General features: G+C 72.3%; 17 protein-coding genes. 12 read left to right on the top strand and 5 right to left on the bottom strand.

Annotated features, from left to right (window positions below; genetic code table 11):
* Positions 1-142: 142 nt before the first annotated feature.
* Entirely contained in the window at positions 143-3,097 is a 2,955-nt protein-coding gene (locus CP980_RS36390) for a D-alanyl-D-alanine carboxypeptidase family protein (protein ID WP_268257443.1), read from the bottom strand.
* A 163-nt stretch (positions 3,098-3,260) separates the two neighbouring features.
* Here CP980_RS36390 and CP980_RS19500 point away from each other — a divergent pair, with 163 nt between their 5' ends.
* The 3 genes from CP980_RS19500 (at position 3,261) to CP980_RS19490 (ending at position 5,581) form a co-directional block, all read left to right on the top strand.
* A complete protein-coding gene (locus CP980_RS19500) occupies positions 3,261-4,007 on the top strand; it encodes a GOLPH3/VPS74 family protein (protein WP_030156705.1) in 747 nt (248 codons plus the stop codon).
* Positions 4,008-4,257: 250 nt separating this feature from the next.
* The gene (locus CP980_RS19495; protein WP_132757533.1) at positions 4,258-5,160 is read left to right on the top strand and encodes a helix-turn-helix domain-containing protein; all 903 of its coding nucleotides are present in this window, start codon (positions 4,258-4,260) and stop codon (positions 5,158-5,160) included.
* A 208-nt stretch (positions 5,161-5,368) separates the two neighbouring features.
* Complete coding sequence (locus tag CP980_RS19490) at positions 5,369-5,581, top strand: DUF397 domain-containing protein (RefSeq protein WP_048474551.1); 213 nt, start codon at positions 5,369-5,371, stop codon at positions 5,579-5,581.
* A 193-nt stretch (positions 5,582-5,774) separates the two neighbouring features.
* Here the strand turns inward: CP980_RS19490 and CP980_RS19485 are convergent, their stop codons facing one another.
* Positions 5,775-6,626 carry a hypothetical protein gene (locus CP980_RS19485; RefSeq protein WP_150528714.1) on the bottom strand — a complete coding sequence of 284 codons (852 nt, stop codon included), beginning with the start codon at positions 6,624-6,626 and terminating at the stop codon, positions 5,775-5,777.
* A 129-nt stretch (positions 6,627-6,755) separates the two neighbouring features.
* Between CP980_RS19485 and CP980_RS19480 the strand changes: the two genes are divergently transcribed.
* Genes CP980_RS19480 through CP980_RS19470 form a run of 3 tightly spaced genes read left to right on the top strand, consistent with a single transcriptional unit; the run spans position 6,756 to position 11,477 of the window.
* Positions 6,756-8,045, top strand: a complete 1,290-nt coding sequence (locus CP980_RS19480) for an aminotransferase-like domain-containing protein (protein WP_150528713.1) — start codon at positions 6,756-6,758, stop codon at positions 8,043-8,045.
* A 38-nt stretch (positions 8,046-8,083) separates the two neighbouring features.
* Positions 8,084-8,866 (top strand): SDR family oxidoreductase, encoded by a 783-nt coding sequence (locus CP980_RS19475; protein WP_132757539.1) that lies wholly within the window; start codon positions 8,084-8,086, stop codon positions 8,864-8,866.
* A gap of 49 nt (positions 8,867-8,915) precedes the next feature.
* On the top strand, positions 8,916-11,477 hold the full coding sequence (locus CP980_RS19470) for a bifunctional FO biosynthesis protein CofGH (protein WP_150528712.1): 2,562 nt from the start codon (positions 8,916-8,918) through the stop codon (positions 11,475-11,477).
* 69 nt (positions 11,478-11,546) lie between these two features.
* On the opposite strand, the gene CP980_RS19465 is transcribed toward CP980_RS19470, so the two are convergent.
* Positions 11,547-12,629 carry a tyrosine-protein phosphatase gene (locus CP980_RS19465; protein ID WP_150530276.1) on the bottom strand — a complete coding sequence of 361 codons (1,083 nt, stop codon included), beginning with the start codon at positions 12,627-12,629 and terminating at the stop codon, positions 11,547-11,549.
* 722 nt (positions 12,630-13,351) lie between these two features.
* Here CP980_RS19465 and CP980_RS19455 point away from each other — a divergent pair.
* The 4 genes from CP980_RS19455 to CP980_RS19440 all read left to right on the top strand — a co-directional run bounded on the left by CP980_RS19455 (position 13,352) and on the right by CP980_RS19440 (position 16,270).
* On the top strand, positions 13,352-14,548 hold the full coding sequence (locus CP980_RS19455) for an ADP-ribosylglycohydrolase family protein (RefSeq protein ID WP_150530275.1): 1,197 nt from the start codon (positions 13,352-13,354) through the stop codon (positions 14,546-14,548).
* 73 nt (positions 14,549-14,621) lie between these two features.
* Positions 14,622-15,482: a TIGR03619 family F420-dependent LLM class oxidoreductase gene (locus tag CP980_RS19450; protein WP_132757543.1), complete on the top strand. Its 861-nt coding sequence runs from the start codon at positions 14,622-14,624 to the stop codon at positions 15,480-15,482.
* Between the two features lie 33 nt (positions 15,483-15,515).
* Positions 15,516-15,788, top strand: a complete 273-nt coding sequence (locus CP980_RS19445; RefSeq protein WP_150528711.1) for a hypothetical protein — start codon at positions 15,516-15,518, stop codon at positions 15,786-15,788.
* Complete coding sequence (locus CP980_RS19440; RefSeq protein ID WP_150528710.1) at positions 15,785-16,270, top strand: hypothetical protein; 486 nt, start codon at positions 15,785-15,787, stop codon at positions 16,268-16,270. The genes CP980_RS19445 and CP980_RS19440 overlap by 4 nt, the downstream gene beginning before the upstream one ends.
* A gap of 120 nt (positions 16,271-16,390) precedes the next feature.
* Here the strand turns inward: CP980_RS19440 and CP980_RS19435 are convergent, their stop codons facing one another.
* A complete protein-coding gene (locus CP980_RS19435; RefSeq protein WP_150528709.1) occupies positions 16,391-16,867 on the bottom strand; it encodes a hypothetical protein in 477 nt (158 codons plus the stop codon).
* A complete protein-coding gene (locus CP980_RS19430; protein ID WP_229907234.1) occupies positions 16,864-17,394 on the bottom strand; it encodes an ATP-binding protein in 531 nt (176 codons plus the stop codon). The genes CP980_RS19435 and CP980_RS19430 overlap by 4 nt, the downstream gene beginning before the upstream one ends.
* Positions 17,395-17,521: 127 nt before the next feature.
* On the opposite strand from CP980_RS19430, the gene CP980_RS19425 reads away from it, so the two are divergent.
* Both CP980_RS19425 and CP980_RS19420 read left to right on the top strand, forming a co-directional pair.
* The gene (locus CP980_RS19425; protein WP_150528708.1) at positions 17,522-18,358 is read left to right on the top strand and encodes a helix-turn-helix domain-containing protein; all 837 of its coding nucleotides are present in this window, start codon (positions 17,522-17,524) and stop codon (positions 18,356-18,358) included.
* A complete protein-coding gene (locus CP980_RS19420; RefSeq protein ID WP_150528707.1) occupies positions 18,355-18,600 on the top strand; it encodes a DUF397 domain-containing protein in 246 nt (81 codons plus the stop codon). Before CP980_RS19425 ends, CP980_RS19420 begins: the two co-directional genes overlap by 4 nt.
* The last annotated feature ends 952 nt before the right edge of the window (positions 18,601-19,552 follow it).

The raw sequence follows: 19,552 nt of genomic DNA, 5'->3' as shown, positions 1-19,552 counted from the left end.
CACTACTCCCCGGATTCCCCGGACTCCCCGGGTTCACCGGAGCATCGATCGAACTTCTGCACGCCGTTCCCGGGTCGCTAGACGCGCGGCGGCGCCCCGGGGTTGCCCGGGGCGCCGGATTCACGCGGTATCGCGGGGGCGATCAGCCGACACGGGTCAGTTTGCTGCCGATCCCCGGCGCGGCGAGGTCGCTCTGCAGCGCCACCGGCACCTTCACCTGGCTGGCCCCGTCGCCGACGGTCAGGACGCCGATCTCGGTACCCGCCTTGGCGGTCTGCGGCAGCTTGCCGTCCCCCGCGCCGAGCTTGACGTCGACGGTGAGCGACGGCCAGCCGACCGCCTCCACGTCCGCGGTCGCGATGACCGGGGTGTGGCCGCCGAGACCGTCGTCCACGTACCCGACCACGTCGCCCTTCTTCACGACGGGCGCGTTCACCAGCATCTTCTGCGTGGCCAGCATGACCTGCTTGCTGGCCGCGATCGCCGTGTCGAGGATCGGGACGCCGTACTGGCCGAGCACCGCTCCGACGATCAGCTGCCTGGTCTTGCCGACCTGCTTCTCGGCGGCGAAGAGGAGGTTGCCGCCGGCCTTGGTGGTGGAGCCGGTCTTGATGCCGAGCGCGCCGTTGCCCGGGATGAGGGTGTTGTAGTTGCGCCACTTCTTGCCGTACTGGTCGGTCCATTCCGGCAGCTTGGTGATCGCGACCAGCTCCGGCATCTCCACGACCTTGAGCCCGAGCTTGACCTGGTCCTCGGCGGTGCTGACCGTCGTCGCGTCCAGGCCCGAGGGGTCCGTGTACGTGGTGTTGGCCATGCCGAGTTCCTTGGCGGCCTCGTTCATCTTCTTGACGAACGCCTCCTGGTCGCCGCCGGCGTCCCAGCGCGCGAGCAGCCGCGCGACGTTGTTGGCCGACGGGATCATGATCGCGGCGAGGGCGTCGTACTCCGAGATCTTGTCGCCCGCCTTGAGCGTGCCGACCGTGGACTCGCCCTCGGAGCTCTTGGCCCCGTCGTCGACCGCCGTCTGGTCGATGTCGATCATGGGACCCTTCTCCCCCTTCTTGAGGGGGTGGTCCTTCAGGATCACGTACGCCGTCATCGTCTTGGCGACGCTGCCGATGGCGACCGGCTTCTGCTCGCCGAAGCTGCCGACCGTGCCGAGGCCGGCGGCGGCCATGTAGGCCTGGCCCTCCTTCGGCCAGGGCAGGACCGGGTTGCCGCCGTCGAAGGTGTACGAGGACTTCGCGGTCATCGTGAGCTTCGGCTCGGGCATGGGGCGCACGAGCTGGACGACGGCCAGGACGATCGCGAGGAGGACGACGAGTGGGGCGTAGATCTTGAACCGCCGGATCGCCGTGCGCATCGGGCTCGGCGGCGGGGGCGGGTTGTTGGTGAGGTCCGCGAGCATGTCGAGCGGCGGCTTGGGCGGCAGCGGCTGCTGCGTGGTCCGCTCGGACCGCTCGGGTACGGGGGTGGGCGCGGGTGCGGGCGCGGTCCGGGCCGGGGCGGCCGGAGCCGGGGCGGCCGGAGCCGCCGCCGCGGGGGCGGACGCCGAAGCGGGCTTCGGAGCGGGGCCGTCGTCCTTGCGCAGCGGCACGAACGTACTGGCCCGCTCCCCGCCGACCGCCTTCGGCGGCACCGGCCGGGAGGCCGCGGGCTTCTCCGGGGCCGAGTCCTTGGCGGAGGCCGGGCCCTTGCCCGGGGCCGGGTCCTTGGCGGGGGCCGGGTCCTTGGCGGGAGCCTTGGCCGGGGCCTTGGTGTCCGGCTTGACGGCCCGGAACACCGCGGTGCGTTCGCTGTCGGCCGCCTCGTCGGCGCCCTTGCCCGCGGTGGCGGACCCGGAGTCCACCTTCGGGGCCCGGAAGACGGCGGTGCGCTCGCTGTCCTCCGCCGAACCCGAACCCGGCTTCGCTGCCGGGGCGTCGGCGGCAGCCGAAGCGGAGCCCTTGGCCCCGCCGACCGAGCCGCCCTGCACGGGGGCGGAGCCGGGCCTGACCGCACGGAACACGGCGGTGCGCTCGCTGTCGTCCGCCGAGGCGCCGCCGGCGGCCGGCTTACCGGCACCGGAGGCCGAAGCGGAATCTGCGTTCCGGTCCGCCGGAGCCGAACCCGGCCTCCGGGCCGGAGCGTCGGAAGCACCGAAACCCTTGGTGGCGGAGTCCGCACCACCCCGGGCGGACGCCGGAGCCGGCTTCACGGCCGTCCCGTCCGCTTCCGAAGCGGAACCCGTACCTCGGGCCGGGGAATCCTGCCTCACGGCGCGGAACACGGCGGTGCGCCCACTGTCGTCCGACGAAGGCCCGGCCGACGCGTCGACAGCCTCCGGCCGGTCCGCGCCGGAGGCCGAAGCGGAATCCGTACGTGCGGCACCGGAACCGGCACCGGAACCCGCTGCGGGGCTCCGCTCGCCTCCGCCCGGCTTCCCGGCGGCGGACGCCGGGGCATCCGTACCACCGTCCGGCCGCACGGCGCGGAAGACCGCGGTGCGCTCGCTGTCGTGCGCCGGCCCCTCGGCCGCGGAGTCGGTACCGCCCTCACCGCGGGTCGACGCCTCGGCCGCCGAGGGGGCCGGAGCCGGGGCGGCGGGCTCCGCGGCGGACGTCCCGGCCTCCTCGGGGGCCGGAGCCGGGGCCTTCGCAGCGGCCTCGGCCGGGGCCGGGGCGGGCTCCGGCTCGGTCCGCGTGGGCGACGGGGCGCGGAAGGCCACGGTGCGGTCGCCCCCGGCCGGGGTCGAGGGGCGGTCCGGCGTCGAGGCAGGGGCCGGCGGGGCCGCATCCGCGTCGGCGCCCGCATCCGCATCCGCGTGGGCGCCGACATCCGCATCCGCGTCGGCATCGGCATCGGCATCGGCATCGGCATCGGAGTCCACCCGACCGGAGGACTCGGTCTCGTCCTCGGTCGTGGCCACCCACGCCGCCACCGCGTCGCGCAGCGGGTCACGGTTCTCGCCACCGGCACCCGGTTCCGGGTCCCGCGGCCGGAACACCGACAGCCTCGGGTCACGCTCCGCGGACGACATCGCCGCCCCCGACGCTCCTTCATCAACCGACTTGTCGGGGGACTCGCCCGCCACCAGTTCCTCCTCGATCGCCACCACGTCCGGCTGTCCGAATGTCTAACAGTGTCCCGTCTAGGGAGCATCGCCCCCGCGCTAGACGAGAACGACATAGTTGCGGGTTCCCCCACAAAGCGACCAGGCGCTCTCGACAGATGAATGTGAGAGGCGTCACCCTGTCACTCATCCACGCGGGGAGGCATGGATGGGCAGGAGCCGCAGAACAATTCCGGAGGAGCTTCTGCTGCTCGCTTTGGACCCGACCACGGGTACCACGGCGCAGCCGCAGTCGCTCGACCTCGGCCTGGCCGGGGCACAGCTAGTAGAGCTGGCTCTGGCAGGACGGATAGCCCCTGACGGGGATCGTATCGCCGTGGTGATGCCACGGCCGACAGGAGATCCGACTCTGGACTCCGCACTGGAACTGCTGCGCAGGCGCGGCAGCCCGGTACGGGCCGTCCACTGGATCGGTGGACCCCGGCTGGGGCTCCGCCAGATTTACCTCGCTCATCTGGAGCGCTGCGGCATGGTCCATGCCGTCGCGGGCCAGATGTGCGGAGTGCTGCCGACGACTCGCTACCAGGCGACCGACACGGCGATCAGCCGGGAGATCCGTGCCCGGCTCGACAGTGCGATCCGCACCGGCGTACCGCCGGACCCGCGGACCGCGGCGCTCGCCGCACTGGCCCACGCGGTCGGACTCGGCAAGCACCTGTACCCCGGCAACGAGGGGCGGTCGTCCAGATCCCGGCTGCGGGACCTGATCCGGCACGACCCGATGGGCGGTCTCGTGGCGCACGCCGTCATGGACGTCCAGAACGGCGTGGCGGCGCAGCCGCGCCGCGACCGCGCACCGGCGGCCCCGCCGGCCGCCCGGGCCACGGCGAACGGCGTACCGATGCAGGCGCGCCGGACGGGCGCGATGGCACGCGCCGGTGTGGCCGCGCACTGATCCACCCGATCCACCGCTCCATCCGATCCACCGCTCCACCGAACCGCCATCGCCGCAACCGGCGTCCCCGATGACCCGGTTCGGGAGCCGCCAGCGCGCGGGACGGCGGGGCCGGTCCGCCGGCCCCGCCGTCCCGCGCGTCTGCGTTTTCCGGGCCGTTCTCCGGCGCCGCCCCGCCCTTCGGTGGCAGTCTGCTCACCATCAGACACGCAGAGAGACAGAACCAGAAGAAGGCGGAGGTGCCGTTCAAGTGGCGTCCAATGTCAATCCCACCGTCCGACGCCGCCGACTGGGCATGGAGTTGCGCAAGCTCCGCGAGGACAAGGGCATGACGGCCGAGCAGGTCGCCGAACGTCTGCTCGTCTCCCAGTCGAAGATCAGCAGGCTGGAGAACGGCCGCCGTTCGATCAGCCAGCGCGACGTCCGCGACCTGTGCGACGTGTACGAGGTCGAGGACCGCCGGCTCGTCGACTCCCTCATGCAGATGGCCAAGGACTCCCGCCAGCAGGGCTGGTGGCACGCCTTCGGCGACATCCCGTACAGCGTGTACATCGGTCTGGAGACCGATGCCGCCAGCCTGCGCACCTACGAACCCCAGATGGTGCCCGGCCTGCTCCAGACCCCGGAGTACGCCCAGGCCCTGATCCGCGGCGCGCTGCCCGAGACCGCTCCGGCCGATGTCGAGAAGCGCGTCCAAGTGCGCATGCACCGGCAGAAACGGCTCTCCGAGACGGACAACAACAATCCGGAAGTCGGCCCGTTGCGCCTGTGGGCGGTCATCGACGAGGCCGCGCTGCGCCGGCACGTGGGCGACCCGCAGCTGATGATCAAGCAGCTCGAATACTTGATAGAGCAGTCCGAACAGCCCTACATCACCGTGCAGGTGATGCCGTTCTCGATGGGCGCCCACCCGGGCGTGAACGGCCAGTACGCGATCCTGGAGTTCCCGGACGCGTCCGACTCGACGGTGGTCTACATCGAGGGCGTGACGAGCGACCTGTACCTGGAGAAGGCCAACGACGTCCAGAAGTACAGCGTGATGTACGAGCACCTGCGCGCGCAGGCCCTCAACGTGGAGCAGACGCGGCAGTTCATCGACCAGATCATCGGCGAGTACGCGGGCAACGGCAAGGAGGAGCACAGAACGAGGTAAAAAGGGAGGAAACAGGGCAGGTGGCGAAGGGGGGCCGGTACGGTACACCGTCGCTCCCCGGCCACAGAAGTCCTGAATGGAATATGCCACTCGGTCGGGTGAATGACCCCTTCACCTGTCGAGAGGTGCCGGTAGCGTCGATCACGTCGGCCAGGGAAGCGAAATGGCCGACACCTCACTGGCACAACTCGCTGAACCGGAGAGAAACATGGCTATTCGTCAGGGCGCCACGGACAACTGGATCAAGTCTTCCTACTCCGGTGGTAACGGCGCTTGCGTCGAGGTCAAGTCCCCGGTCGTGGAGGCCATCGCGGTCCGCGACTCGAAGGTTCAGGACGGTCCGTCCCTGACCTTCGCGCCGGGTTCCTGGACCTCCTTCGTCGCCGACGTCACCGAGGGCCGACTGGGACGCCTGGCCTGAACGTCACTGCGTACGGCCCCACAAGTCCCTCCTCTGCACCACGCGCCACCACCGCAGCACACGCACCACTGACTGAAGCCCTCTCGACTGGCCCGCCGTCCCGGCCGAGGGGGCTCGGCCATGTCCGCGCCCCGCACCCCTCGCACGGCGTTCGCGCGCCGCCCGCCGCCCGACGCCCGCCGCCCGCCGCCCGCTAGCGGAGCTCCCCCACGTACCGGTCCGTCCCCGGCACCGTGGGGATGAACGGCGCCACCAGCTCCACCCGCCCCAGCCCGGCCTGCGCCACCTCGGCGTCCAGGCCCCGGAACCGGTCCCAGCAGCTGCGCGGATCGGCCTCCAGGAACCACAGCAGCGTCAGCCGGGTGTCGACCCCCTCGACCTGCTTGACGTACGTCATCCGGTCGCCCGGCAGCGGGGTCGGCCGGAAGACCGTCACCATCGCGGCCGGCGATCCGTGCAGCCGCTTCGGCAGGGCGCGCGAGCGCAGCCACTCCAGCAGATCCGCCCGCTGCTCGGGGCCGTCGGCGTCGATCACCTGGAGGACCAGGCCGGCGTAGGGGTGGTCGAGGGCGTGGAAGTCCCGGGGGCCCGCGGCCCCGTCGCGGTAGACCGTCGCCTCGTGGTCCTGGAAGGAGGTGAAGACGTGGGTGCGGTCCTGATAGACGCGGCCGTCCCGGTTGAGGCGCTTGTTGATGCCGACCGTCCACTTCATGTGCTCGTCGTAGCGACCCTCGGTGACCCAGTACGTCGAGATGTAGCACCCGGCGGTGACGGGCTGGGCGACGGCCGATTTCTCGGGGTAGCGCAGCTCCTGGAGCTCGCGGGTGGCGACCCAGCGGCGGCCCGCGTACATCCAGGGCATGGCCATGGCGCCGGCGTAGTAGTGGTCGTCCTCGTACCAGCGGTTGTACGCGTACTCGTGGCCCGGGTGCGGTTCCACCATGGTGATCAGCGCGTGGCCGGGGCGGACCCCGTACGGGCCCACCGCCGCGAGTTCGGCGTAGGCGTCGGGGCGGGTGTCCTGGCTCTGGTGTTCCGTCGTCATGCCGAAGGGTCTAGCTGATGTGCCGTCAGATGGGGAGGGGGTGCGCAGCGTTCCACCCTGTGACATATAGGTGCCGTATGCATCTTTGTGTGGCTAGGATGCGCGCACCCGTCTCCCCCAGGAGTCCCCATGCCGTCTGCGATACCCTCCCCCGCCGTCCCGGCCGCCGCCCCGCCGCCCGGCTTCGCGGCCCGCGCCACCGCCGTCGGGGGCTCGCCGGTCCGCGAGATCCTCGCCCTCACCGCCCGCCCCGGGGTGATCTCCTTCGCCGGCGGCCTGCCCGCGCCCGAGCTCTTCGACGCGCGGGGCCTGCGGGCCGCGTACGACGCCACCTTCGCGGAATCGGCCGCCCGGGCGCTCCAGTACTCGACCACCGAGGGCGCGCCGGAGCTGCGCGAGGCGGTGGCGGCGCGGGTGACGGCCCGGGGGCTGGAGACCGGCCCGGACGACCTGCTGGTCACCACGGGGTCCCAGCAGGCCCTCGCGCTGATCACCGCCACGCTGGTCGAGCCGGGCGACGCCGTCCTCGTCGAGAACCCGACGTACCTGGCGGCGCTCCAGTGCTTCGGGCTGGCCGGGGCCCGGGTGATCCCCGTGCCCTGCGACGACGAGGGCATCCTGCCCGACGCGCTGGAGGAGATCGTGGCCCGGGAGCGGCCCAAGGCCCTCTACACGGTGCCCACCTTCCAGAACCCCACCGGACGCACCCTCCCCGGAGAGCGGCGGGCGGCGGTGGCGCGGATCGCGGCGCGGCGCGGGCTGTGGCTGGTGGAGGACGACCCGTACGGGGAGCTCCGCTTCGAGGGGGCCGAGGTCCCGTGGCTCGCGGCGCACCCGGGGGCGCAGGACCGCACGGCGCTGCTCGGGAGCTTCTCGAAGGTCATGGCCCCGGGGCTGCGCCTGGGCTGGCTCCGCGCGCCGGCGGCGCTGCGGCGGGCGGCGGTGGTGACCAAGCAGGCGGCGGACCTGCACACGTCGACGGTGGACCAGCTGGCGGCGGCCCACTACCTGCGCACCGCGGACCTCGACGCGCACATCGCCGCGGTGCGCACGGCCTACCGCGACCGGCGCGACGCCCTGCTGGCGGGGCTGGACGCGGCCCTGCCGGAGGGCTCGACGTGGAACCGGCCGGAGGGCGGGATGTTCGTGTGGGCCCGGCTGCCGCGGGGGTACGACGCGACGGAGGCGCTGCGGGCCGCGATCGCGCGCGACGTGGCCTTCGTCCCGGGGGCTCCGTTCCACACGGGCGTCCCGGATCCGCGCACGCTACGGCTGTCGTTCACGACGCACACGCCGCAGGAGATCGGTGTGGGGCTGGAGCGGCTGGCGGGGGCGCTGAGGACCGGCCGGGCCGGTGTCCGGGACGGATCCGGCGCGGGCCGCACCCCTTCCCAAGCCCGGACCGAAGCCCTAGCCTGACGGACCGTCAGATAGACCCCCCGTCGGGAGGCACGCGCATGCTGCTGCAAGGGAAGACCGTCATCGTCTCCGGCGTCGGGGCCGGGCTCGGACACCAGGTGGCCGCAGCCGTCGTACGGGACGGCGGGAACGCCGTGCTCGGCGCGCGGACCGAGGCCAATCTCGCCAAGTCCGCCGCCGAGATCGACCCCGACGGGACGCACACGGCCCACCTGCCGACCGACATCCGTGACGAGGAGCAGTGCACGGCCCTCGCCGCCCTCGCGCAGGAGCGGTTCGGGGGCGTCGACGCCGTCGTGCACGTCGCCGCCTGGGACTCGTACTTCGGCGGTCTCGAAGACGCCGACTTCGGGACCTGGCAGCAGATCATCGACGTCAACCTGCTGGGGACGCTGCGGATGACCCGGGCCTGCCTGCCCGGACTCAAGGAGCGCGGCGGGTCCGTGGTCATCGTCGGGACCCAGTCGGCCGTGGCCGCGCCCAACGAGGTGCAGCAGGCCGCCTACGCCGCGTCGAAGGGGGCCCTGACCTCCGCGATGTACTCCATGGCCCGCGAGCTCGGCCCGCACCGGATCCGGGTCAACACCGTTCTCCCCGGATGGATGTGGGGACCGCCCGTCCAGGCGTTCGTCACCTTCACCGCGCACACCGAGGGGGTCGCGGAGGCCGAGGTGCACAAGCGGCTGACGGACCGGATGGCGCTGCCCGACCTGGCCACCGACGGCGACGTCGCGGACGCCGCCGTGTTCCTCGCCTCCGACCGGGCACGGGCGATTACCGGCCAATCCCTGCTGGTCAACGCCGGTGAGCTGATGCGATGACGGCCGGGAGCCGCCTCACCCGCCGGGCGTCGGATCGTATGCTCACCGCATGACTCCGACCGACAACGCGATGCGCAGGGCGCTCCGCCGGGCCCGCGACGGCGTCGCGCTCGACGCCGCCGAGGCGGCCGTACTCCTCCAGGCACGCGGAACGGACCTGGAGGACCTCTGCGCCTCCGCCGCCCGGGTCCGCGACGCCGGCCTCGCGGCCGCGGGGCGGCCGGGCGTCATCACGTACTCGAAGAGCGTGTTCATCCCGCTGACCCGCCTGTGCCGCGACAAATGCCACTACTGCACCTTCGCCACCGTCCCCGGCAAGCTGCGCCGGGCCGGCCACGGGATGTACATGTCCCCCGACGAGGTGCTCGACATCGCCCGCCGGGGCGCCGCGCTCGGCTGCAAGGAAGCGCTCATCACCCTCGGCGACAAGCCCGAGGAGCGCTGGCCCGAGGCCCGCGAGTGGCTCGACGCGCAGGGCTACAGCGACACCATCTCCTACGTGCGGGCCATCTCGATCCTGATCCTGGAAGAGACCGGGCTCCTCCCCCACCTGAACCCCGGCGTGATGTCCTGGGCCGACTTCCAGCGGCTCAAGCCCGTCGCGCCCTCGATGGGCATGATGCTGGAGACCACGGCCACGCGCCTGTGGTCCGAGCCCGGCGGCCCGCACTTCGGCTCCCCCGACAAGGAGCCGGCCGTACGCCTGCGCGTACTGGAGGATGCCGGACGGTCCTCCGTGCCGTTCACCTCCGGGCTGCTCATCGGGATCGGGGAGACGTACGAGGAGCGCGCGGAGTCGCTGTTCGCGCTGCGCCGCGTCTCGCGCTCGTACCACGGCGTGCAGGAGCTGATCATCCAGAACTTCCGCGCCAAGCCGGACACGGCGATGCGCGGCATGCCCGACGCCGAGCTGGACGACCTGGTCGCCACGGTGGCCGTCGCCCGGCACATCATGGGCCCGTCGGGCTGCCTGCAGGCGCCGCCCAACCTGGTCGACGGGGAGTACGCGCGGCTGATCGGCGCGGGCATCGACGACTGGGGCGGCGTCTCCCCGCTGACTCCGGACCACGTCAACCCCGAGCGGCCCTGGCCGCAGATCGACGCCCTGGCCGAGCAGTCCGCCGCGGCTGGCTTCGAGCTGCGCGAGCGGCTGTGCGTGTACCCGGAGTTCGTGCAGCGCGGCGAGCCGTGGCTGGACCCGCGGCTGCTGCCGCACGTACGGGCGCTGGCCGATCCCGCCACCGGCCTCGCGAACCCGGACGCCGAGGTCGTCGGGCACCCCTGGCAGGAGCCCGACGAGGGGTTCGGCGCGTACGGGCGCACCGACCTGCACGCCACCATCGACACCGAGGGCCGCACCGGGGACCGGCGCGAGGACTTCGACCACGTCTACGGGGACTGGGAGGCGCTGCGCGAGGCGGCGGCCCCCGGCATGGTCCCCGAGCGCATCGACACCGACGTACGGGCGGCGCTCGCGCAGGCCGCCGACGATCCGACGAAGCTGACCGACGAGCAGGCGCTGGCGCTGCTGCACGCGGACGGGTCGGCGCTGGACGCGCTGTGCCGGATCGCGGACGACCTGCGCAAGTCGGTGGTGGGCGACGAGGTCACGTACATCGTCACGCGGAACATCAACTTCACGAACGTCTGCTACACCGGCTGCCGCTTCTGCGCCTTCGCGCAGCGCCGTACGGACGCCGACGCGTACACGCTGTCGCTGGACCAGGTCGCCGACCGGGCCGCCCAGGCCTGGGACGTGGGCGCGGTCGAGGTGTGCATGCAGGGCGGCATCCACCCGGACCTGCCGGGGACCGCGTACTTCGACATCGCGCGCGCGGTGAAGAAGCGGGTGCCGGGGATGCACGTGCACGCGTTCTCGCCGATGGAGGTCGTCAACGGCGCCACGCGGACGGGGATGTCGGTACGGGAGTGGCTGACGGCCGCCAAGGAGGCCGGTCTGGACTCCATCCCCGGCACGGCGGCGGAGATCCTGGACGACGAGGTCCGCTGGGTGCTCACCAAGGGCAAGCTGCCGACGGCGGACTGGATCGACGTCATCACGACGGCGCACGAGCTGGGGATCCGCTCCTCGTCGACCATGATGTACGGGCACGTGGACCAGCCGCGGCACTGGCTGGGGCACTTCCGCACGCTCGCCCGGATCCAGGAGCGGACGGGCGGGTTCACGGAGTTCGTGACGCTGCCCTTCATCCACACCAACGCGCCGGTGTACCTGGCGGGCATCGCCCGGCCCGGTCCGACGGTCCGCGACAACCGCGCCGTGACGGCGATGGCCAGGATCCTGCTGCACCCGCACATCACCAACATCCAGACGAGCTGGGTGAAGCTGGGTGCGCAGGGCGCGGCGGAGATGCTGCGGTCGGGGGCCAACGACCTCGGCGGGACGCTGATGGAGGAGACCATCTCCCGTATGGCGGGGTCGAGTTACGGCTCGTACAAGTCCGTACAGGACCTCATCGCGGTGGCGGAGGCCGCGGGCCGGCCCGCGAAGGCCCGTACGACGCTGTACGGGGAGGTGCCGCAGGAGCGGCAGGACGCGGCGCGCGCCTCGGACGGGCACCTGCCGCAGCTGCTGCCGGTGCTGGACTAGCGCGCAGGGGAAGGGCCCGGCCGGGGAGCGCTCCGCCCGGCCGGGCCCTTCGTCGTGGCGGCGGGGGGATCAGCCGACGAGGAGGTCCTTCTTGAGCTGCTTCAGCTCGCGGGAGTCGAGGCCGAGGCCGTCCTTCAGGTAGCGGTCGAAGGTGCCGTACTCCGCCTTGACCTCGTCGTAGCCGGAGTTGAGGTATTCGGCGCGGACGTCGAGCATCGGCTTGTAGACGGCGGCCTGCGGGGCCGGCAGGTGCGACAGGACGGCCTCGTTGGCGGCCTTGCGGTAGTCGTTGCTGGCCAGGTAGTCGGCCATGACGGTGTCGGCCGGTACGCCGAGGGCGGTCAGCAGGGCGGCGTTCGCCCAGCCGGTGCGGTCCTTGCCGGCGGTGCAGTGGAAGAGGACGGCGCGGTCGCGGTCGCGCTCCAGGCCCTCGAAGACCTGGCTGTACGCCTTCTTGCCGCCCTCGCCGCCGACCATCGCCTTCTCGGCGTCGACCATGGCCTTGACGGCCTCGTCGGGGGACTTCGGCAGGGTCTGGAAGGAGCCGGAGCCCGCGAAGACGTCGGCGACGGTGTACTTGGCGCCCGCCGGGACCTTGTCGGGGTCGGTGGTGCGCTCGCTCTCCATGCGGAGGTCGAAGACGTTCTTGACGCGCAGGCGCTGGAGCTTGGCCAGGTCGGCGGCGGTCAGCTTGTTGAGGGCGTCGGAACGGTACACCTCGCCCATCTTGACCCACTGGCCGGTGGTGGTGCGGTAGCCGCCCGCGTCGCGGAAGTTGACCGCGCCGTCGAGCTTGACGAGGCGGTCGGCGAGGCGCAGGCCCTCGCCGCGGTCGGGCTCGAAGTCGAACCACTGGCGGTCGGCGGCGGGCAGGCCGGAGACGACGGCGGTGCCCTGGGCGCCGCCCTTGGCGACTACCTTGCCGTTCGCCTTGATCTGGACCCGCTTGGCGCCCTGGGCCTTCCACTTCAGCGTGAACCGGCCGTCGGCGCCGGCGGTGACGGTGGCCTCGGTGAAGGGTATGGAGGTGGTGCGGCTGTGGTGGTTGTTCCAGGGGAGGTCCCAACCGGTGGCCGAGGCGGCGGGGGCTGCGACCAGGGACGCGGTGAGCGCGGAGGCGACGACGGTCGCGGCGAGGAGTGCCTTCTTCATGCCCTTGAGGCTGTTGGCCGTCGGAGAACTCTGCATGAACGAGACATGGCCGAAACCGACCGGCTCCAAGGCCAGTGACAAAACGTGCCACTTCTTGATCAAGGGCCGTCACCTGGGCGTCTGTCGACCGATTCGGACCGGATGGGAACGAGATGCCGAGGAGGCGGCGTACGGGTTCCAGCCGTTCCGCGGGCCCGTGCGGCCTGCTGGACGCCCCGGTTCCGGATTCGATCAGACGTGTCCATTACAGTGCGCGCCAGAGCATGCCGGGGCGGGGCAGGGGGATCGCGATGGACGACACGACGACCGGGGAGCACCCCACACCGCCGACCACCGGCGCGCTCCCGCACCCGACGGCCGGGGCCGGGGCCGGCGCCACGGCCGGGTCCGCGGCTACGGCTGCGCCCGGAGTCGGAGGCCTGACCGGGATCGGGGTCACGGCCGGGGCTGCCGCTGCGCCCGCGCCCGGAGTCGGAGGCCTGACCGGGGCCGAGGCCGGGGCTGGGACGGGGGCCGGGGCCGGGGCGGGAGCCGGGATAGGGGTCGCAGCCGGAGCGGCGGCTGGAGCCGGATCCGGAGCGGCGGCTGGAGCTGGAACGGGAGCCGCGGCTGGAGCCGGGACCGGAGCAGGCCCCGAGACCGGTCCCGGGGCCGGGCTCGGCCCCGGGGCCGAGGCCAGAGCTGCGGTCCGCATCGCGGGCGGGGCCGCCGCCGCGGCCGGGATCGCGGCCCGGGTCGGCGGAGCCCGCCCCGCGGCGCAGGCCGGCGGGACGCTCGGAGGGCGGACCCGCGTCGTCTCCGGGCTCTGGGGCCGCACCGAGCAGCAGGACTTCCGCAGCCGCGTCCGCGGGGCGCTCCTCGGGTCCGCCGTCGGCGACGCCCTCGGGGCCCCCGTGGCCGGGCTCTCCCTCGACGCCATCCGCGCGGCGCACGGCCCGCAGGGCCTGACCGGGCCCGTCCCGGGCCCGCAGGGCCCCCGCGGCACGGTCACCGCCGCCACCCAGCTCACCCTGTTCACCGCCGACGGGCTGATCCGTGCCCACGTACGCCGGGACACCGGCGCCTGGCACCCGCCGACCGACATCCACCGCGCGTACCTGCGCTGGGCCGCCACCCAGCACGACTGGGGCCCCGATGAGCGCCGCCAGGACAACGGCTGGCTCGCGCGCCAGGAGTGGCTCTACGTCCGCCGGGGCCCCGACCGCGCCTGCCTGACCGGCTTCGCCGACGACGTCCTCGGCACCCTCGACCGGCCCAAGAACCCCACCGCACGCGACGCGGCCGCGGCCGCCCGATCCGCCCCCTTCGGCCTGCTCGTCGGCTGGGAGCCCGGCCTGGTCCTCCAACTCGCCACCGAGTGCGCGGCGCAGAGCCACGGCCACCCCGCCGCGTACCTCACCGCCGGGGCCTTCGCCGTCATCGTCCACGGCCTGACCCGCGGCGACTCCCTCGACGCGGCCGTCCAGCGCTCCCTCGGCCTGCTCGGCGCACGCCCCGGCCACCAGGCCGTCACCGACGCCCTCCAGCGCGCCCTCGCGGCGGTCCCCCAGGGAGCCCCCTCCGCCGGCACGGTGTCGGCCCTGGGCGACAGCGGCGCCGGCCCCGGCGCCGCCGAGGACGCCCTCGCCGTGGCCGTCTACTGCGCGCTCGTCGCCGAGGACGTCCCGCACGGCCTGCGCCTCGCCGTCAACCACGGCGGCGACTCCACCGCCGCCGGAGCCCTCTGCGGAGCCCTGCTCGGCGCCCTCCACGGCGAGACCGCGCTGCCCGGCGCCTGGCTGGCCGACCTCGAAGGCCGCGCCACCCTCCTGGAACTCGCCGACGACTTCGCCCTCGAAATGACCCAGGGGCCCTCCCTGCACGGCCCGCAGGTCCCCTCCACCGGCTGGCAGGCCCGCTATCCGGTCGGCGGCAGCTGACGCCCCCTCAACAATCGACCCGGCAGGCCGTAGCGTGGCCCTCCACCGAAGAGCCACGGAGGTGCCCCCAGTCATGCGGATCGCCACGACCGTCTTCCTGACGGACCACACCATCTCCCCCGTCCGCCTCGCCCGAGCCCTGGAGGAGCGCGGGTTCGCCGGGCTCTACCTCCCCGAGCACACCCACATCCCGGTCGCCCGCGACACCGCCGCACCCATGGGCGGCGACCTCCCCGAGATGTACGGACGCACCCTGGACCCCTTCGTCGCCCTCGGCCAGGCCGCCGCCGTCACCGAACGCCTCGCGCTCGGCACGGGCATCACCCTCGTCACCGAGCACGACCCCATCGCCCTCGCGAAGCAGGTCGCCACCCTCGACCACCTCTCCGGCGGCCGCTTCACCCTCGGGATCGGCTACGGCTGGAACGTGGAGGAGGCCGCCGACCACGGAATCGAGTGGCACACCCGCCGCGAACTGGTCCGGGACCGGATGGCCCTCATGCGCGCCCTGTGGGCGCCGGAACCCACCGCGTACGTCGGTGAGTTCTCCTCCGTGCAGGCCAGCATGGCCCACCCCAAGCCGGTCCTGGCGCCGCGCTCCCTCGGCCCCGGCCACCTCCTGCACGGCCCCCGCACCCTGATCGGCGGCGCGGCCGGCCCGAAGCTCTTCGCGGCCATCGCCGACCACGCCGACGGCTGGCTCCCCATCGGCGGGGGCGGCCTCACCGAGTCGCTGCCGGTGCTGCGCCAGGTCTGGGAGACCGCGGGCCGCGACCCGAAGGGCCTCCAGGTGGTCCCGTACGCCGTCCAGCCGAACCCGGGCAAGCTCGCCCACTACGCGGAGCTGGGGATCGAGGAGGTCGTCCTCCAGCTCCCGCCGGAGCGGGAGCCGGAGATCCTGCGCGTCCTCGACGACTTCGCGCAGTACCTCTAATTCGTTCGACGCGGGCGCACGGCCGGTCCGACGATGGCCCCCGAAAGGGGGCTGATCCACATGCCGGGGCAGCAGAAGCGCAAGCGGAGCAGGGAACGTGCCCACCGCCGGGCGGCGGCCGTACGCGGCCACTGGGAACCGCTGTTCTCGACGCAGGAGCACGGGGAGATGAAGGAGTACGTCCGCCGCCTCCGCTCCGAGCGCGGCGTCGACCCCGAGTGCGTGCGGATCGACCAGTTCTGCGGCCGCACCATCCACCCGACGACGTACCGGGTGAGCGTCTTCGTCCCGGAGCCTTCCGCGTGAGCTTCCGGTGGGAGAGCGTCCCGGCGGGCGTCCGCGAACAGGCCGACGGGTACGTCCTCCAGGACCGGTACATGTACGCGGTCCGGGCGGTCTGGGAAGCCTGCCGCACCTGGGGCCTCGGCCTCGGGGAGGCCCAGGACCTGGTCGGCGCCCGCTACGCGCACTTCGGGGCCCGGGTGGCCCGCACCCCCGACTCCCCGGTCGACCTCGACTCGCTGGCGGCCCGCGCCGCCGGGTTCCCCGGGCGCGTGGTGGCGGTGGAGGCCGTGTGGGACGGGGACACCGTCCACGACTGGTTCGTGGAGCTGCTGGCCATCACCGAAGCCCCGGCCGGCGAACACCACCTGGCCACGGTCCACCGGGCCACGGCCGCTGCGGTGGCCACCCGCGCCGGCACGGCCCTCGCCGACCACCTGGGAGTCCCCTTCCACTTCCCGAGCCCGGACCGCCCGGACGACAGGTCCCCCCGCTGGCGCCGCTGAGAGCCCGAGCCGGCCGAACCGCGCTCACCGCCGGTCGGTGGCTCGCGGGTGCCCGGTGCCCGCGAAGGTGATCCAGGCCGTCAGGGGCGGGCGGCGCCGCGCGGTCCCCGCGCCCTGGCGTCATGCGACACCTCGCGGATCGGGCACCGGCCCGTAGTCCGCATCATGATCCCTGGACAGCGCTTCGAACAGCTCGGGGTCCGAGTGGATTTCGGCCGTGTGCTGCCATGCGACGAGCAACTGGGCCACGGAGGCACTGTTGCCGATGGAGTCGGCTGCACGCATCGTGTCAACCAGCTCGACGGCGAACGCATGGACATCGGGTTCGGGCAGGAAGCGGACCCAGGGAAACGCGTCCGGCAGTATGTCGAGCAGCAACTCCATGCTGCCAGGCTCCCGCCGCGCCATCGCGGCCAGCATGCGGGTAGCAGCCGATACGACGGTCTGGTCCTGCTCCGCTCTCGCGGCCGTGGTGAGGACCAAGTCCTCACCGTCTCTGCGGTGGAGGAGCAGCCGGGGTGATTCCTTGAGCCGAGCGAGCGTCTGCTTGTTCTTGTTCACCAGCTCGGAGAAGTTCACAGCATTCTCAGCGGTCACAACTTTGAAAATACTTCGAAATTGTTCGGACCGCCATCACCCACAAGAGGGGCACAGCCACCGCCACGCCGGTCACGTCGGCTCAGACCCCGCCGCTCACTGCACCCTGAGCCCAGCTCGGCCCAGACCGTCTTGCCGATCACGCGGTCGGCGACGCCCCAGTCGGCGGCGACGGCATCGACGATCCGCAGGCCGTAGCCGCCCTCGGCCTGGTCGGCATGCGGCTGGACGACCGGCCGTCGCTCCCGGCGGGCGTCGGACACCTCGATCCGGAGCACGCTCCCGAGGAGCGTCAGCTTGAGCTCGAAGTCCCGTCCGGCGGCATTCCCGTGGAGGACGGCGTTGGCGGTGAACTCGGCGACGATCCGCTCCGCGTCCTCGGACAGCGGGCTGCGGTGCGGGATCCCCCAGTCGTGCAGCTCGACCATGGCGAGACACCGCGCGAGGCGGGCGCCGCGCCGGGTGCTGCTGAAACGCTGAGTGAACACGCGTACGGGGGCCTGGGCACAGGCAGGGGCTGCGGTCATGGGAGCAACGTGCCCGGGTGAGAGGGGCAGTTCCCAGAAAGTCGACCGCTACTTTTCAACTGTACGAGTTCACGCTCTGGACAGTGGCGGTCACCGCCCGTGAACCTGAACGCAGGAGGTGACCGCGATGGTGAGTCACGAGGAGAGCGGCGACGGCGAGGTCGAGCCGGACAGCGACCTGCGGAACTTCGGGGAGACCGTGAAGGCCTTCCGCAGACGCGCGGGACTCACACAGGAGCAACTGGCCGAGCAGGTCCGGTACTCGGTCCAGTACGTCGGCTCGGTCGAGCAGGGCCGGCGGCACCCGTCGGTGAAGTTCGTGAGCCGCTCGGAGGAGGCGCTGGACGCGTTCGGGGTGATCCGCATCGCGGCGAAGCAGCTGCAACGACGGCGGGGGCTCGCGTCGTGGTTCAGGCGGTGGGCGGAGCTGGAGGACGTCGCCATTGCGCTCAATACCTACGAGTGCAGGTCGATCCCGGGGCTGTTACAGACGGAGGCCTACGGTCGGGCGCAGATCGACAACGTCCCTCCGTTGATCACGCCCGGCGAGGCCGAGGCCCGTATAACGGCCCGCGCCGAACGACAGAAGCTGCTGGTGCGCACGCCGTACATCGCCTTCAGCTTCATCATCGAGCAGGCGGTGATCGAACGACGGACCGGCGGAGTGGAGGTCACACGCGAACAGATCGACCATCTGGTGGAGCGCGCGAAACTGCCCAACGTCGACATCCAGATCATGCCGACGATCCAGCCGATTCACGCGGGCACCGATGGCCCCTTCCGACTCCTGGAAACCGAGGACAACGAGTGGCTGGCCTACAGCGAGGGACAGCAGTCGGGCCTCGTCATCTCAGGCCCAAAAGACATCAGCCTTCTCCATCAACGGTATGCCAAACTTCGTATCCAGGCCCTCAACCCGGCTGACAGCGCGGGCCTGTTGATGCGAATGCGAGGATCCCTGTGAACAGCTCTCCCTTGCGGTGGTTCAAGAGCAGCTACAGCGGAAGCCAGGGCGACGACTGCGTTGAAGTCGCCCTCTCCTGGCACAAGTCGACGTACAGCAGTGGCGACGGGGACAGCTGCGTCGAGGTCGCCACATGTCCCGACGCCGTCCACGTCCGGGACTCGAAGGTGACGGCCGGGCCCGAGCTGGCCGTCGCGCCCACGGCCTGGGCCGCGTTCCTGGGCGGGGTCACCGGAGCCTGAGCTCCGGCCGGACGGCATCAGAGGGAGTCCGGGGGTTTCCCGGCAGTCCACTGTCCTTCCGTGTCGGTCCGGGCCGTCAAGGGCGCTCACTTCGTTCGCGTCGCTTCGCGATGGCCTTCGGCCACCCTTGACTGCCCGGCCCGCCCCGGAATGCCATAAGACTGCCGGGAAGCCCCCGAAGGAACGGTCAGGTGACAGCCATGCACATGCCCGCGTCAGGGACGCCGATCCCGCGCCCTGGCAGCCCCCTCCCTGCACCCGGCAGCGATGAGATGCGCATGTAACGCGGGGTGGCGCGCCAGATCGCTACGCGCTCCTCTCGGCACAGCGTCCGACGACCGCCCGTGGCCGGACATAAGCCGCCCACGGGGGATCCGGATGTCTCCCGGCCTGCGACAGCGGGCTGTTTGTCCCTTTTGGTGGCCGGCCGGTCGAGGCCTGCAAGGGGCCTTGCCTGACTGAGAGGTTGGAAAGTCCGGCATCAGGCTCCACCTCGCCCTCCTCACCGCCCTATTCCGTCCTGATGGGCCTCATTCCGCCCCTGCCAGGCCGCTTGTCCGCCCCCATGGGCCCCATTCCGCCCCCGCCAGGCCGCTCGCCTGCCCCCTGATCACCTCATCCGTCCCGTTCGACCTCATGCCCGCCCCGCCGAGCCCTCATCCGTCCCGTTCAACCTCATGCCCGCCCCGCTGAGCGCCTCGTCCGCCCCGCTGGGCCTCTCGACCGTCCCGTTCGACCTCTTGTCATCCTGCTGGTCTCCTTCTGCGCCCAAGGCCGGCCCGCTCTTCACCCAGGAACAGGCCGCAGACGCCGGCATGGTCGTCCACGGACTCCGTCTGGGCGGCCTATGTCCGGCCACAGGCGGTCGTCAGTCGCCGAGACGTGAGAAGCGCGTAGCGATCTGACGCGCCCCCCGTCTTGGCCGGGGCTGGTGGTGCGGGGAAATGGGGGG

The organism is Streptomyces vinaceus (assembly GCF_008704935.1).
GTDB lineage: Bacteria > Actinomycetota > Actinomycetes > Streptomycetales > Streptomycetaceae > Streptomyces > Streptomyces vinaceus.
The sequence above is the reverse complement of the archived record's forward strand: the minus strand, read 5'-3'. Positions and strand labels throughout refer to the sequence as shown.

Excerpts from the sequence above, each read along its gene's own strand:
- CP980_RS19500 (WP_030156705.1), top strand. The coding sequence starts at position 3,261 with ATGGGCAGGAGCCGCAGAACAATTCCGGAGGAGCTTCTGCTGCTCGCT.
- CP980_RS19490 (WP_048474551.1), top strand. The coding sequence starts at position 5,369 with ATGGCTATTCGTCAGGGCGCCACGGACAACTGGATCAAGTCTTCCTAC.
- CP980_RS19485 (WP_150528714.1), bottom strand. The coding sequence starts at position 6,626 with ATGACGACGGAACACCAGAGCCAGGACACCCGCCCCGACGCCTACGCC.
- CP980_RS19480 (WP_150528713.1), top strand. The coding sequence starts at position 6,756 with ATGCCGTCTGCGATACCCTCCCCCGCCGTCCCGGCCGCCGCCCCGCCG.
- CP980_RS19475 (WP_132757539.1), top strand. The coding sequence starts at position 8,084 with ATGCTGCTGCAAGGGAAGACCGTCATCGTCTCCGGCGTCGGGGCCGGG.
- CP980_RS19470 (WP_150528712.1), top strand. The coding sequence starts at position 8,916 with ATGACTCCGACCGACAACGCGATGCGCAGGGCGCTCCGCCGGGCCCGC.
- CP980_RS19465 (WP_150530276.1), bottom strand. The coding sequence starts at position 12,629 with ATGAAGAAGGCACTCCTCGCCGCGACCGTCGTCGCCTCCGCGCTCACC.
- CP980_RS19450 (WP_132757543.1), top strand. The coding sequence starts at position 14,622 with ATGCGGATCGCCACGACCGTCTTCCTGACGGACCACACCATCTCCCCC.
- CP980_RS19445 (WP_150528711.1), top strand. The coding sequence starts at position 15,516 with ATGGCCCCCGAAAGGGGGCTGATCCACATGCCGGGGCAGCAGAAGCGC.
- CP980_RS19430 (WP_229907234.1), bottom strand. The coding sequence starts at position 17,394 with ATGACCGCAGCCCCTGCCTGTGCCCAGGCCCCCGTACGCGTGTTCACT.
- CP980_RS19425 (WP_150528708.1), top strand. The coding sequence starts at position 17,522 with ATGGTGAGTCACGAGGAGAGCGGCGACGGCGAGGTCGAGCCGGACAGC.